9 protein-coding genes are annotated in these 14,144 nt (G+C 71.3%); 6 read left to right on the forward strand and 3 right to left on the reverse strand.

Annotation, left to right across the window (positions count from 1 at the left end; translation table 11 throughout):
- Positions 1–15 precede the first annotated feature (15 nt).
- The gene (locus ACQPYE_RS05605) at positions 16–1,338 is read right to left on the reverse strand and encodes a phosphorothioated DNA-binding restriction endonuclease family protein (protein WP_498719678.1); all 1,323 of its coding nucleotides are present in this window, start codon (positions 1,336–1,338) and stop codon (positions 16–18) included.
- A gap of 148 nt (positions 1,339–1,486) precedes the next feature.
- Here ACQPYE_RS05605 and ACQPYE_RS05610 point away from each other — a divergent pair, with 148 nt between their 5' ends.
- The 6 genes from ACQPYE_RS05610 to ACQPYE_RS05635 are packed head-to-tail and all read left to right on the forward strand — an operon-like array spanning position 1,487 to position 11,260.
- Positions 1,487–1,804, forward strand: a complete 318-nt coding sequence (locus ACQPYE_RS05610) for a hypothetical protein (protein WP_498719679.1) — start codon at positions 1,487–1,489, stop codon at positions 1,802–1,804.
- Entirely contained in the window at positions 1,801–3,135 is a 1,335-nt protein-coding gene (locus ACQPYE_RS05615) for a helicase-associated domain-containing protein (RefSeq protein WP_498719682.1), read from the forward strand. Before ACQPYE_RS05610 ends, ACQPYE_RS05615 begins: the two co-directional genes overlap by 4 nt.
- 13 nt (positions 3,136–3,148) lie before the next feature.
- On the forward strand, positions 3,149–4,378 hold the full coding sequence (locus ACQPYE_RS05620) for a TIGR02679 family protein (RefSeq protein ID WP_498719685.1): 1,230 nt from the start codon (positions 3,149–3,151) through the stop codon (positions 4,376–4,378).
- Between the two features lie 38 nt (positions 4,379–4,416).
- Entirely contained in the window at positions 4,417–5,970 is a 1,554-nt protein-coding gene (locus ACQPYE_RS05625; RefSeq protein ID WP_498722844.1) for a TIGR02677 family protein, read from the forward strand.
- Entirely contained in the window at positions 5,967–7,199 is a 1,233-nt protein-coding gene (locus tag ACQPYE_RS05630; RefSeq protein ID WP_498719687.1) for a TIGR02678 family protein, read from the forward strand. The genes ACQPYE_RS05625 and ACQPYE_RS05630 overlap by 4 nt, the downstream gene beginning before the upstream one ends.
- Positions 7,196–11,260 carry a TIGR02680 family protein gene (locus ACQPYE_RS05635; RefSeq protein ID WP_498719689.1) on the forward strand — a complete coding sequence of 1,355 codons (4,065 nt, stop codon included), beginning with the start codon at positions 7,196–7,198 and terminating at the stop codon, positions 11,258–11,260. Before ACQPYE_RS05630 ends, ACQPYE_RS05635 begins: the two co-directional genes overlap by 4 nt.
- A 210-nt stretch (positions 11,261–11,470) precedes the next feature.
- On the opposite strand, the gene ACQPYE_RS05640 is transcribed toward ACQPYE_RS05635, so the two are convergent.
- Both ACQPYE_RS05640 and ACQPYE_RS05645 read right to left on the reverse strand, forming a co-directional pair.
- Positions 11,471–12,583 carry a serine hydrolase domain-containing protein gene (locus tag ACQPYE_RS05640; RefSeq protein ID WP_498719691.1) on the reverse strand — a complete coding sequence of 371 codons (1,113 nt, stop codon included), beginning with the start codon at positions 12,581–12,583 and terminating at the stop codon, positions 11,471–11,473.
- 298 nt (positions 12,584–12,881) lie between these two features.
- On the reverse strand, positions 12,882–14,012 hold the full coding sequence (locus ACQPYE_RS05645) for a serine hydrolase domain-containing protein (protein WP_498719692.1): 1,131 nt from the start codon (positions 14,010–14,012) through the stop codon (positions 12,882–12,884).
- Positions 14,013–14,144: the final 132 nt, after the last annotated feature.

The raw sequence follows: 14,144 nt of genomic DNA on the forward strand, positions 1-14,144 counted from the left end.
GAACCGTGTGCACCGTCATGCCTTGAAGATCTTCGTGCGGTGCCACTCGAAGTAGGGTGCCGATGAAGAGGTGTAGGCAGTGCTGGAGCGTCCGCTCAGGTGGCTGAGACGGTCGCGCAGGCTGCCTTCGGGAGCTGTGTCCGGTGGCCGTGTCTGCACGAGCCCGTTGTCGTCGACGGTGATCCAGCCGGCTTCGTAGAGCGCGTCGCAGCCGAACGTGCAGGCGAGCATCGCGATGTTGTCGAGGTCGCGGCGTTCGTCATCAGTGCACGAGGCCCGCTTCTTGATGTGGGCGGCGACGAGGAAGGCCAGTGGGAACAGATCGCCACAGAGGGCACATCGCGCGGATGTCCGACCACCGGCGAGCAGGCTGCGCAGCCGACTCTGTTCAAGTCTGATCTTCACCTGGGCGATCGAGTCGAGCCGGCCGGTGTGGTGGTCGCGAGTGATGCCGTCGACCGACGGCTCGTCGAGCACCACCACGGCGGGTTTGCCGGTGAACCGCGCGCCGGGTAGAACCGCAAGCACAGCGCCCACGAACGAACTCCGGTGCCCCAACTCGTCGGTGGTCAGCCGTACCGACCCGCGAGTGGCCAGCAGGTCCAAACCCTTCTGCACGGCGCTCACGGGTACGGGTCGTCCATCGGGTGATCGGTTCGTTTTCACCACGACGTCGTTGCCCTGCACGTCCAGAATGGTGTTCGGCTCGCCGGACGAGGTGCGGAGCTCGATCCCGATGAGGTCTGCGAGCAGGTCGACGGCCTTCGGCAGGCCCAGCAGCGGATCGTTTTGCTCGTAACCGTCAGGTCTTCGTAACGAGTTCTCTGCCCGAGCAACGTCCGGTTGAGGTTCCGCTGGATCTGCACTGGTGTCGTCCAGGCCGGTCGATCTCAGCGCTTCAGCCGTCGAGCTGTCGCGGAAGAACCGGTGGAGCAAGGCCCGGACAACAGCGTCGCGGGCATCCACGTCGGTGGCGAGCAGGTCGTAGAGCTTGGCGGGAAGCCCGCCCTGCGGGTTGTGCTTCTTCAACCACTTCAGCGGAGCCGAACCATGTGCACGAGGGATTTGGCTGAGCACGTGAGGCAGCTCCCACCACTGCGTCTCGGCCAACGCCACGAACGGGTACTGCGGCGTCGGACGACTCCCCTCGCGTCCCAGTGCGGTGAACAGCGGCCGCAACTCGTCCTGCGCATCGGTCCAACGCACCAGCCGCGGCAACCCTTGAGCCGCTCTGCCGATCGCCCACAACAACAATATTCCCTGATGCCGGACCGGCCGCTCGGACGTGCCGGCTGGAGTTAATTCCTCGACCATCGCCACCAGGTCGTCACCTGTCACCGCCCACGCACCTCCCGGCATGCCGTGACGGCAGCATAGGAAGAGGAAGCACGTTCCGGACAGGTTTCACAATGGTGAGCGGTGCTCGTGACCACGTGGTCGTAACTCCTCGTGGGAGTTCTATCACCGAGTGTGGGAACCTTGCGGTGTGAGCCGATCGAACCGGGTGGCGCTGGACGCGTTGATCGCGGAAGCGACTGTCGACTGCTATGACGACAGCGAGTGCGTCACGGGCTTCCACACCATGATCGAGGAGCACCTCGCCGTGCCGTTCCAGACGGTGGTGCTGGGCGTGGACGTGACCGTGACGGGTGTGGACCTGACCGATGACGGGCAGATCGCGGCTGTCTGCGTGCGCGGGAAGTCGAAGCAGCGCATCCCCGTCCTGGATCTGCCGCTGCCTGCTCCGCCAGTGGAAGGCGTGCAGTGGATCGACGCCTACCGCCGCTGGGTGAGGGGGGCGTGAACCCGGTGGACTCCTCGCTGGAGCAGGTGCGGTGCACCGAGGAAGAGGCCCTGGCGAACCTGCGCGCCGTGCTCGAACTGTGCGCGGCAGGGGAGGTGAGGTGCAGTGACAAGACCAGTCGGCCGTCGGCTGCGAGTGTGCGCACGGTGGGCGCGCACCTGGTGGGAGGGGACTTCTATCCCGAGGAGCCCATTGCGGCGTTCGCGTGGCCGTTGCTGGTCCAGGCTGGTGGCCTGGCGACACTCGACGGCACCCGCCTTCGGTTGACCCCGAAGGGGCGTGCGGTGCTCGGGAAGCCGTCTGCCGAGGCCGTTCGGGGCCTGTGGCGGCGCTGGCTCACCCACGCGGTGATCGACGAGTTCAGCCGGGTCGAGCAGATCAAGGGGCAGCAGGCGCGCAACGTGCTCACGGCGGCCAAGACCCGGCGACAGATGGTCGCCAAGGCCCTGGCCACCTGCCCGCCGGACAAGTGGGTCGACGTGGACTTCCTGTTCACCGCCATGCGGCGCGGCAACATGAGCCCCACCATCGCCCGCACGGAGATGGCGCTGTGGAAGCTGTACCTCGTCGATCAGGAGTACGGCAGCCTCGGCTACGAGGGGCATCACGACTGGGAACTCCTCGAAGGTCGCTACACCCTGGCCGTGTTGTTCGAGTACGCGGGCACCCTCGGGTTGATCGACCTCGACTACGTCGACCCGCGTGGTGCGCGCGACGACTACGTCGACAACTGGGGTGGTGACGACCTGGACGCGCTGAGCCGCTACGACGGACTCGTGGCGATCAGGCTCACCGCGCTGGGCGCTTACGTCCTCGGTCTGACCGACGCGTACCAGCCGCCCGAGCCCACGACTGCCGGAACCCGGCCGCTGAAGGTGCTGCCCAACCGCGACATCGTCGCCATGGGCGACATCGGCGCCGCGGACCGGCTCGTCCTGTCCGCCCACGCGGAGCAGACCGCCGAACGCGTCTGGACGGTGTCGGCGGCAAGCCTGCTCATGGCGCTCGACAACGGCCGCGACCTCGGTGAGTTCGTCGACTTCCTCGCCGAGCGGACCGAGCACGACCTGCCCGACGCATTGCGCACGCTGGTCGCGGACGTCGAGCGGCGGAGTTCGCAGCTGACCGATCTCGGCCACGTCCGCGTCATCGAGTGCGCCGATGCCGCGCTCGCCGCGTTGATCAGCCGTGACCGCGCGACCCGCGCGTTGTGCCGCCTGATCGGCGACCGCCACCTCGCCGTCCCGCCGGACCAGGAGCCGAAGTTCCGCAAGGCCCTGCTGAAGCTGGGGCACGTCGTCCCGGCCGGGGTCCGCGGAGGTGGGCTCTGACAGGGTTGGGGTCGTGCGTTCGTTGAACGGGCTCGACTCCGCCGCCCTGCGGCCCCTGTGGCGGGCCGTGCACGACCGGTTGTCGTCGGGACGGCCGGTCAGCCGGGTGAAGGTCGGTCCCCTCGACGAGGAGCAGCGGTCGGCCGTGGCCGATCTGCTGGGAGCCGATCGACTGCCGGGCCAGTACGCGACGGTGTCGGTCGCCGGGCTCGACGGGTTGCTCCGGGAGTCTGTGCAGGCGGGGGTGCGTGAGGTCGTCGTGGCACTGCTGGGTCCGCTGGATGACCGGGCCGGGCGCCGGGCGCTCGCCACCGGCGCCCGCTCCGAGCTGTGGGCGTGGCTGGCCGGGCACTCCGCGGTGACGGCCCAGCCGGCGTTGCGGGACTGGGTGGACGCCGTTCGGCGGGCCGGGCTCGTCGGTGGTTCGGTCGACCGCACCCGGGATGAGCTCGACCGGGCGTTGCGGGTGGTCGCCGCGTTGCCCGCGACGGGCGTGCCGCTGCCGGTGCTGGCGGAGGCCGTCCTCGGCGATCCGCACGCCCTGGACGAGGGAACGCGGTGCGCCGGGCTGGTCCTGCGGGCGCTGGCGGCGCTCTACGGCGTCGACCTGCCGGGAGACGCGCAGGAGCGGCGGGCGCTGTGGGAGCGCGCCGGGGTGGTCGAGGACGAGTTGTCCTCGGTCGTCCTGGTCACCGGCCTGCGATTGGGTGGTGTCGGAGGAGGGGTGCTGCGCGTGTGCGCCGACGCGGGGCACGTCGCGGCCCTGACGCTGGCGCAGGTCCGGGCGACCTCGTTCGTGGTGACACCGCAGGACGTGTGGGTGTTCGAGAACCCGAGCGTGCTGGCGGTGGCGGTGGCCCGGTTCGGGCCTTCGTGCCCGCCGGTGGTGTGCACGTCGGGCTGGCCCAACAGCGCGGTGATCGTGCTCCTGCGGGGTCTGGCCGCCGCCGGGACGACCCTCCGCTACCACGGGGACTTCGACGGCGAAGGTGTGCGGATCGCCGCGCACGTGATGGCGCGCACCGGCGCCGTGCCGTGGCGCATGGGCACCGACGACTACCTCCTGGGGCTGGGTGGCGCACGCGTCGGCACATCGGTGGGGCGGGTCACCGAGGCGCCGTGGGACGGCGGGCTGGCGGACGCGATGCGCGAGCACGGGCTGGCGGTTCCGGAGGAACGGGTCACCGCTCGGCTGTTGGACGAGCTCGACGATTGCGGACGGGATGTCGGTGGCCTGCCGTAGCGTGCTCGACCGGTGGGAGGAGGGTGTTCGTGGAGGCCATGCGCGTGCCGCCGGAGATGTTCCGGTTCACCACGGGTGAGCGGGCCGGGCTGTACGTGGCGATCCTGCACGCCTTCGGCGAGGCCAACGAGCGGTTGGAGACCGCTCTCGGGCTGGACGACGTGCGGGCGAGGCTCCGCTCGGTGGGGTGGCTCGACCCGCTGGACGACAAGGACCTGACCGAAGCACTGGGGAGCCTGCGCGACTGGCGGCTGCTCGACGTCACCCAGAACCACGCCGAGAACTACCGGACCGCCGACGAGTACGAGCGGCGCAACCTCCAGTACTCCTTGACCAAGCGCGGTGAAGCCGCCCTGGCCGGTGTGGTGCACGCGATGGGCGTGCTGGCCTCGACGGGCGCGCTCCAGACGGCGGTGCTCGACGCGATCGCCGACCGGCTCGGGGAGCTGGTCGCGCAGCTGGACGACCCCGGTGTGCCGGATCGCCGGATCTACAGCACGCTGGTCGAGCTGGAGGGGCACCTGGAGGCGTTGCGGGGCAACACCAAGCAGTTCAACGGCGAGTTGCAGCGCCTGTTGCGGGCGGAAGGGGCCGACCAGGAGACGTTCCGCGAGGTCAAGTCGGCGACGGTGGCGTACCTCCAGGAGTTCACCACGAACCTGGAGCAGCGGGCGCACGCGATCGCCAACCGGGTCGGGCTGGTCGAGGAACGGGGAGTGGCACTCCTGCACCACCGCGCGCTGGTGGGCGCCGAGCTGCCGCCCACCTCGGGCGGTGATCCGGCGGTGGCCTGGCTGGAGCTGCGCCGGGCCAGGTGGGAAGGGTTGCGAGCGTGGTTCCTACCGGTGGACGGCGGCACGCCCAGGGTGCAGCAGCTGTTCGTGGTCGCCCGGCGCGCGATCATCGCGTTGTTGCAGGTGCTCGACCGGATCACCGAGTCCAGGCGCAGGTCGACCAGCGCGGCGGCCGACTTCCGCGAGCTGGCGCGCTGGTTCGCGGTCGCGCCGGCGGAGGAGGACCTGCACCTGTTGTGGTCGACCGCCTTCGGGCTCGGCTCGGCCCGGCACGCGCACCTCGCGCACCCCGACCCGGAGCTCGTGGTGTCGTCCACCCGGTGGGGCGACGCGCCACCGGTGGAGGTGTCGGCGTTGCTGCGCAGCGCGGGGCGGACCGAGCGGTTCAGCCGCACCGGGCGGGTCCGCGACGTGGCCGCGGTCAAGGCGGCGCGTGCCGAGTCGGCTCGTGCGGAGCGGTCCGCGCTGAAGGCCGCGTGGGACCGGTTGGACACCGGTGGTGGCATGAGGTTGTCGCGGTTCGGGCGGTTGGACCACGAGGTGCTCGAACGGTTGCTCGACCTGCTCGGGCGGGCCTTGGCCGTGGCACCGGACCGATACGGCGTTCACCGGGCCACCACGGGTGACGGGCGGGTGGAGATCCTGCTGAGGCCGCCGGAGGCGCACCGCGAGCAGGCGGTGCTCAGGACGCCGCGCGGCGTGTTCACCGGCCCGGACTACGACGTCGAGATCCGCACGCCGGGTGGTCGCACGGCACGAGGGTCGCAGCGGGCAGCCGAGGGGGTGACGACCGGATGAGCAACCTGGCGAACCAGCTGGTCATCGCGGAGCGCGAGGAGGTCGCGCGGGCGATCCGCTTGCTGCTGGCGACACCGCTGATCGGCGCCGGGGCCGCACCGGAGGCCTTCGACCTCGTGCGCAGGCGACGCGAACCGGTCGAGAAGTGGTTCGACTACTACTGCGGGTGGTCGCTGATCGTCGAACCCCGACTGGGGTACGCGCGGTTGGCCAAGGTCCGGATCGCCACCGACCCCACCCGCCCGGCGCGACGGCACCGCACGGGGCGGGCGCCGTTCGACCGCCGCCGGTACACCCTGCTGTGCGTGGTGGCCGCCGAGCTGCTGGGGGTGCCGGTGACCACGGTCGGCTTGCTGGCCGACCGCGTCGTCCAGGCGTCGGCCGCGGACCCGGTGCTGCCACCGTTCGACACGTCCAGCCGCGCCGAGCGGATGGCGTTCGTCGACGTGCTGCGACTGCTGGAGTCGGTCGGCGCGGTCGAGGTGGTGGACGGCGCCACCGAGTCGTTCGCGGACTCCGCCGACGCGAAGGTCCTCTACCGGGTGGACGCGACGTTGCTCATGCGCCTGTCGGCGACCCCGGTAGGAGCGTCGCAGGTCGCGGTCCCCGCCGACGAGGTTCCGTCGCGCTTCGCCGAGCTGCTGGCCCGGCTGTCCCGCGAACGGCGTTACGGCGATGCCGACGAGCCGGTGTCCGAGGTCCAGCGCAACCTGTGGCTGCGGCACTCGGTGTTCCGCAAGCTGGTCGACGACCCGGTCGTGCACCGCGACGACCTGACACCCGCGGAACTGGCCTACCTGTCGTCACCGACCGGTGGGCAGCTCCTGCGCCGGGCCGCCGATCAGGCGGGGTTGCTGGTGGAGGAACGTGCCGAAGGAGTCATGCTGATCGACCCGGACGGCGTGGCCACGGACAGCCGGTTCCCCGACGACTCCGGCAACGCCAAGGTCGCCGCCCTGCTGCTCCTCGACGTGATCACGTCCGCGCCCGGACCGGTCGCCGTCGAGCAGCTTCGCACCGAGGCCGACGCGTTGCTAGGCCGCTTCCCCAAGTGGGCCAAGGGCTACCGCGGCGAGGACGGGGCCACGCGGCTGGTCGCCGACGCGCTGGACGTGCTCACGGCGTTCGGCCTCGTCCGGCTCGACGGCGGTGTCGTGCGCGCCCGGCCCGCCGCCGCCCGCTACGCGGTGACCCGAACGAGTGTCGACGACGTCGAGGACGAGTCATGACGGTGACGGAACTGCCACGCGCGGAGAGCGGCGCCGCGCCGGAGGCGGTGGCCAGGTGGGTGCCCGAACGCGCCGGGATCCTGAACGTGTGGCGCTACTACGACGAGGTCTTCAGGTTCCACAAGGGACGGTTGTTGCTGCGCGGCCCCAACGGCACAGGCAAGTCGAAGGCGCTGGAACTGCTCCTGCCGTTCCTGTTCGACGCCAACCTGCGCGCCAACCGGCTCTCCACGTTCGGCACGTCCGAGCGCACGATGCACTGGAACCTGATGGGGGAAGGGGCGACCGGCACCACCAGGGTCGGGTACGTGTGGCTGGAGTTCCGCTTCCCCGGCGCGGACGGCTCGCCGGACAAGTGGTTCTCGTGCGGTGCGCGGCTGGCCGCGACCAGGCACACCACCGCGGTGCACCCGGACTACTTCACCACCGGGCAGCGCATCGGCGTGCCGGGTGGCCTCGACCTCACCGACCCGAACAGCGCGCCCCTCACCGGCAAGGCCCTGGAAGCCGCGCTCGGCGACCGGGGCACGCTGCACCAGAACGCGGCCGACTACCGGGCGGCCGTGCGCTCGACCCTGTTCCCCGGTCTGAGCGAGCAGCGCTACGACGCGCTCATCACGGCGCTGCTCCAGCTCCGCACGCCGAAGCTCTCGCAACGGCTCGACCCCGGGCTGCTGTCCACGCTGCTGTCCAAGGCGCTGCCGCCGCTGGGCGAAGCGGAGATCAGCGACCTCGCGGAGGGCTTCGAGCGCCTGGACCGGCAGCGTGAACAGCTCAAACGCCTCGACGCGGAGGTAGACGCCGCGCAGCACCTCAGAACCAGGCAACGCGCGTACGCGCAGCGCGTGCTGCGTGCCGCGGCGGCGAAGCTGATCTCCGCCACCACCGAGCTGGGCAACCTCGCGGACGCCGCGAAACTCTCGGAGGACGAGCACCGCCGCGCCGCTCGGCGCAAACAAGAGGCCGAAGAACGCGGCGAGTTGCTGGAGCAGCGCATCGTCGAGACGGAAGGCCGCATCCAGGGCCTGACCGGCAGCGAGGCGTACCGGAAGGGTGAACAGCTCGACCGGCTGCGGACCCGCGTGCGCGAGGCTCGTACGACCGCGGGGAAGAGGCGCGCCGACGCGGTCCGCCACCGCCGGCTCGCCCTGACCGACGCGGAAGCAGCCGACACCGCTGCCCGGCACGCGGAGGCGCGGGCCGCGACCGCGGGAGCGCTGACCGACGGCGCCTCGACCGCCGCCGCCCGTGTCGGTCTCACCTCGGTGCACGCCGAGATCGCCCGCGTCCTCGCCGACCCCTCGCGGTCGCGGGCTCTGCTGCGCGCCGCGGTGCAGGCACGTGCCGGGCAGGTCGAGGCCGTGCGCGCCGCGCTCGACGAGCACGAGGCCGCGGTCAACAGCAGGCGGGACGCGGAACGGGTGCTCGACGAGGCACGGGAAGCCCTGACGGAGGTCACCGAACGGCGGGCCGAGTCCGCCGACCGGCGCGAGGCCGCGCTCGTGGCGCTCCGGACCGCCATCCTGACGTGGGTGGCGGGCTGCGGTGAGCTGACCTTCCCCGACTCCGAGGCACTGGCGGACCTCGCGGCGTCGGAGACCGCCGTGCTGACCGGGATCGATGCGGCCGCGAGCCGCGTGCTGGGCGCCATCACCCGGGAAGAGACCGTGGTCGGGACGGCGCTGGCGAACGCCGAGCGCGATCGGGATGCCTTGCGCGACGAGGTCCGCCGGCTGCTGACCGAGGAGGACCTGCCTCCCCAGCCGCCGCACACGCGCACCGCGGATCGCGGATCGATGACCGGCGCGCCGCTGTGGCGCCTGGTCCGCTTCGCCGACGCGGTGCCCGAGGACGTCCGCGCGTCGGTGGAGGCCGCGCTCCAGGCGTCCGGGCTCCTGGACGCCTGGGTCGGCCACGACGGCGCGGTTGCCGGACACGACACGTTCGCCGTGCCCGGCGCCGTACCACCGGCTCCGGGTCGCTCGCTCGCCGACGTCCTCGTGCCCGAGGTCGACGCGCCCGTGGCCGCCGACGTCGTCGCCCGCCTGCTCGGCGGCGTGGCCTACGGGGAAGGTCTGCCCGGAGCCCACCCGGTCGCCGTCGGAGCCGACGGTGGTTGGCGCGTGGGCACCCTGCGCGGCACGTGGCACAAGGACGAGGCTTCGCACATCGGCGCGTTCGCCAGGCAACGGGCCCGGCAGCGCCGGTCGACCGAACTGCGGGAGCGGATCGCCGCGACGGAAGAGCTGATCGAGACGCACACGGCCGCCTTGCGGTCGCTGACCGAACGCAGGTCCGACGTCGAGGCCGACCGGAACGCCCGGCCCGACCACACCGACGCGAACGCCGCACTGGAGGCCCTGACCCGGGCTGACTCGGCGGTCTCCAGCGCCGACGACGTGGTTCGGCGTTCGTTGGACGGCTTGGCGAAGGTCGAGCAGCGCGTGGACCGCGCCCTGCGCGCGCTGACCACGACGGCGGCCGAACACGGCCTGCCCGCCGAGCGGAACGCGCTCACCGCCGTCATGACCGCCGTGGACTCCTTCCGGAGCGCGTCCGACGCCTGGATCGACGAGCACGCCGTTCTGCTCACGGCACGTCGTGAAGCCGACCGGACCGCCGAGCAGGCCCAGCGGTCCCGGCTCGCCGCCGAACAGCGCGAGGACGAGGCGGACGACGCCGAAGCCGCGGCCCGCGGGCTCGACAGCGAGCTGGACGCCGTGCAGGGCACCATCGGCGTCGACTACCGGCAGGTGCTGGACGACCTCGCCGCGCTGCGCGAGCTGCTGGGCTCGGTCAGGCGGGAGGCGCGTGCCAACCAGAACGAGATCAGCACCCTGGCCGTGCGCCTGGGAGAACTCACCGCCCAGCGGGCCACCGACGCGCGTGACCGCGACCGCGCCACCGAGGTGCGCGACCAGGCCGCGGTGCGGTTCCGGCACCTGGCGGACGGCAGCCTGCCCGCCGACAGCGGTCTGGACGACCTGACCGCGTTCGGGCAGGGGTTGACGGCGTCGGGCGGTGTCCGGGCAGCGCTGGACGCGGCGAGGTCGATCGCGGCCGCGTGGCCGACCCTGCCCCACTCGCCGAAGAACCTCGGCGACGCCGCACACCGGCTGGCGGAGGAGGTGCACGCCTCCCGCGAGGTCCTGGGCGGGCGGGCCGACCTCGAACTCGACTCCGACGAGGACGTCCAGGTCTTCTCCGCGACGGTGGACGGGGTGAGGATCGGCGCTTCGGCCCTGTTCGACCTGCTGCGGTCCGACGCGGAACGTAGCCGGGAGGACATCACCGCGCAGGAGCGCGAGCTGTTCGACCGGACCCTCACGGGGGACACGCGCCGCCACCTCGCCGCCCGGATCCGGCAGGCGCACGACCTGGTCGACGGCATGAACGCCCGGTTGGAGCGCGTGCGCACCGCGTCGAAGGTGGCGGTGCGGTTGGTGTGGGAGGTCTCGCCCGAGCTGCCACCGGGCACGAAAGCGGCGCGTGACCTCCTGCTCAAGGACCCGGTGCGGTTGACCGAGGCGGACCGCGAGTCGCTGCACCGGTTCTTCCGCGACCGGGTCGAGCAGGCCAAGGGCGACGAGACGGCCACCAACTGGGAGCAGCAGCTGGGGCAGGTGTTCGACTACACGGCCTGGCACAGGTTCGTGGTGAAGGTCGACCGCATGAACGGGACCGGCTGGCAGCCCCTGACCAAGAAGCTCCACGGCGCGCTGTCCGGCGGTGAGAAGGCGATCGCGCTGCACCTTCCGCTGTTCGCCGCCGTGGCCGCCCACTACCAGGCCGTTGCCGGAGCGCCACGAGTCATCCTGCTGGACGAGGTCTTCGTCGGTGTCGACAGCGTCAACCGCGGTCAGGTGTTCGAACTGCTGTCCGCGTTGGACCTCGACCTGGTCCTCACCTCCGACCACGAGTGGTGCACCTATCGCGAGCTGGACGGGATCGCGATCCACCAGTTGATCAGCGGTGGTGACGGTGACGACGCCGTCACCACGGCCCGGTTCGTGTGGAACGGCGCGGAGGTGGTCGACGAAGACGCGGCGGAGGACGACTGAGCACAGCTCATCGCAGATCGACGCCCGAACAATGGCGCTCGACGACGGTCCCCGATGAGGCGGTGACGACGGCGCGGATTGTCTGCTGGACGAGATCCGGTCAGTGCAAGGGCTGGGTCCGCGGCCCTGCCTGACTCGGCAAAGTCTCACTGGTCGGTGCGGTGGTGTGTCCACCGCACCGACCGGTGAGCGGAGCAAGCGTGCGGGTTGCTACTTCGTGGCGCACAGGGCCTTGTCGAAGAGGGCGATGACCTCGTACTGGTGGACTTCGTCGTTCGTCCCGGCGACGGTGACCGCCCGGCCGTCGGGGGTGATGGCGGCGCGGGTCTGGAAGCCGTCGGCGTCGCCGCCGTGGCCGTACGCGGTGATTCCGCAGCTGAGCTTCATCTCGATGACGCCCAGACCGTAGCGCCAACCCTCGAAGAGGCCGGGCGCGTCCACGGTCTGACGCATCTCCGCCAGCCGGGCGGGCTTGAGCAGCCGACCGTCCTGCAAGGCGACCAGGAACTTGTTCACGTCGCTCGGGGTGGCGATCATCTGCCCCGCGGCACCGGCGATCGACGGGTCGAACCGGGTGATGTCGATCAGGTCACCGGGGATCGGCTCGCCCTTGTCGTTCCTGGGCAGCAGGTACCCTCGGGGGTGCGGGGCGCGGATGTCACGGTCGCCCGGACCCGGGTAGTACGTCTCCTTCAGCCCGACCCGGTTGATGATCTTGTCCGTGACCACCTCGGCGAAGGGGCGTCCCGCTGCCTTCTGCGCCACCAGGCCCAGCAGCATGTACCCGGTGTTGCTGTACGCCCACACCCTGTCCTGTCCCGGGGCGAACGTCGGTGCTTGCGTCAGCGCCGCGTCCAACATCTCCCGGGTCTCGAAGTACCGGTCCTTGACCGGCAGGATCCCGTTGGACATGAAGGGGACCCCGGTGGGCATCCCGCTGGTGTGGTTCAGCAGCTGCCTGATCGTGATCGTCCGACCGTCGATCGCCGCACCGTCGCCGGCGCCCCGCACGACGCCCGGCAGGAGCTCCTCCACCGTGTCGTCCAGCGCGAGCTTGCCCTCGTCGGCCAGCTGCAGGACCGCCACTGCGGTGAACATCTTCGTGATGCTGGCGAGCCGGACGTAACCGTCCGTCGGCACCTTCGACTTCGTCCGGACATCACCCACCCCGGCGGTGTAGTCCGTCACCCGCCCGTTCCGGTCCCGCACCGACATCAGCACCCCGGGCAGCGACCCGTCGGCGACCAGCGCCTCCAGGCCCGCCTGCACCGTCTTGTCGTGGCCCGGCCTCGACCTGTCACCCGAGGCGCCGGCCGACGCCACGTCCGTCAGCGTGAGTCCGGCAACCGCTACCGCCGCCATTGCCGCGGCGGCCACACCGCGACGACGGCGCGCGGAGCCCGGTCGGGTTTCGGCCGGACGACTGAGATCATTCGACAAAGGACACTCTCCCCTTGAACGCTTCGCACTGACCCACCCAGTGTTGCCACCGTCCCCGCGCTCCACGATCCCCCGTGCTGAACACCTCGGGTACAGCAGGCACTACCTCCGGGTGGACCCGATCGACGGGGTCCACCCGGAGGTGCGACGACGGCGTGGGGGCCGAGACCTCAGCCGGGTGTCAGTTCGCGCACAGCGCGGCGTCGACGAACGCACCCCGGTCCGCGGCGACGGACTCGTCCTTCACCGACCCGGTGAGCGAGGTGACTACCAGGGTCGCCGCGCGGCCGTCATCGGTGGCCGCGTTGGCGGTCGCGTAGCCCGGGATGTCGCCGCCGTGGCCCCACGCGACTCCTCCGCAGCTCAACGGCGTGCGGAACAGGCCGAGTCCGTAGCCCGACCCGGATTTCGGGTCCGTCGGGATGGTGGTGCGCATCTGGGCCAGCTGGGCGGGTTCGAGCAACTTCCCGTCCAGCAGCGCGCGCAGGAACGTGGTGAGGTCGTTCGGCGTGGAGACCAGGTGACCGGCGGCCCAACCCCAGCTCGGGTCCATCCGCGTGAAGTCGACCAGTTCGTCGGTCGCCGGGTCGCGCTGGTAGCCCCTGGGGTGTCGGCCGCGGATGTCCTCTTCTCCGACCTCGGGCGCGTACGTGTCGCGCAGACCGATCCGCTGGATGATCCGGGTGGTCACCAGTTCGTCGAACGGGCGGCCGGTGACCCGCTGGGCGATGAGGCCGGCCAGGAGGTAGTTCGTGTTGCTGTAGGACCAACCGCTGCCCGCGGCACGCCCGTCCTCCCTGGCGTTCGCCAGGTCGAGCAGTTCCCGGGGTTCGAGGTAGACGTGCTGGTAGGACAGGAAATCGCCCTTGGTCTTGAACATCGAGTCGGTGTAGTCCGGCAGGCCGCTGTTGTGCTGGAGCAGGTGGCGGACCGTGATGGCGGTGGCGTCCACGCCCTTGCCCCGCACCAGGCCGGGCAGGTACGTCTCGATCGACGCGTCGAGTTCCACGCGGCCCTCACCGACGAGTTGCAGCACGACGACGGAGGCGAACATCTTGCTCGCGCTGCCGATCCGCACCCTGCCGTTCACCGGCACCTTGCCGCCGGTCCGCAGGTCGCCGACCCCGGCCGTGTAGTGGCGGGTCCGGCCGTGCCGGTCCCGGATGGCGGTCAGCGCCCCGGGGTGCCGGTCGACGCCGACGAGCTCGTCCAGGCTCTGCTGGACCACGTCGGGGCGGTGCGCGGCCTGGGCGGCCTGGACCGGGCCGCCGAACGCGAGGCCACCCGCCGCGGCTGCCACCACCGCCGTCACGGCGACCGCGCGGCGGTGCGGCGGGGAAGAGGACCGATCTCGCTGAGAAGAGGACGTGAACAAAGCAGACAACTCCCGGGTTGCACGGACGTCGGTCCTGCGATGACCGACGGGATCGAGGCTGCTCATCTC

The organism is Actinosynnema sp. CA-299493, assembly GCF_050946825.1.
Lineage (GTDB): Bacteria > Actinomycetota > Actinomycetes > Mycobacteriales > Pseudonocardiaceae > Actinosynnema.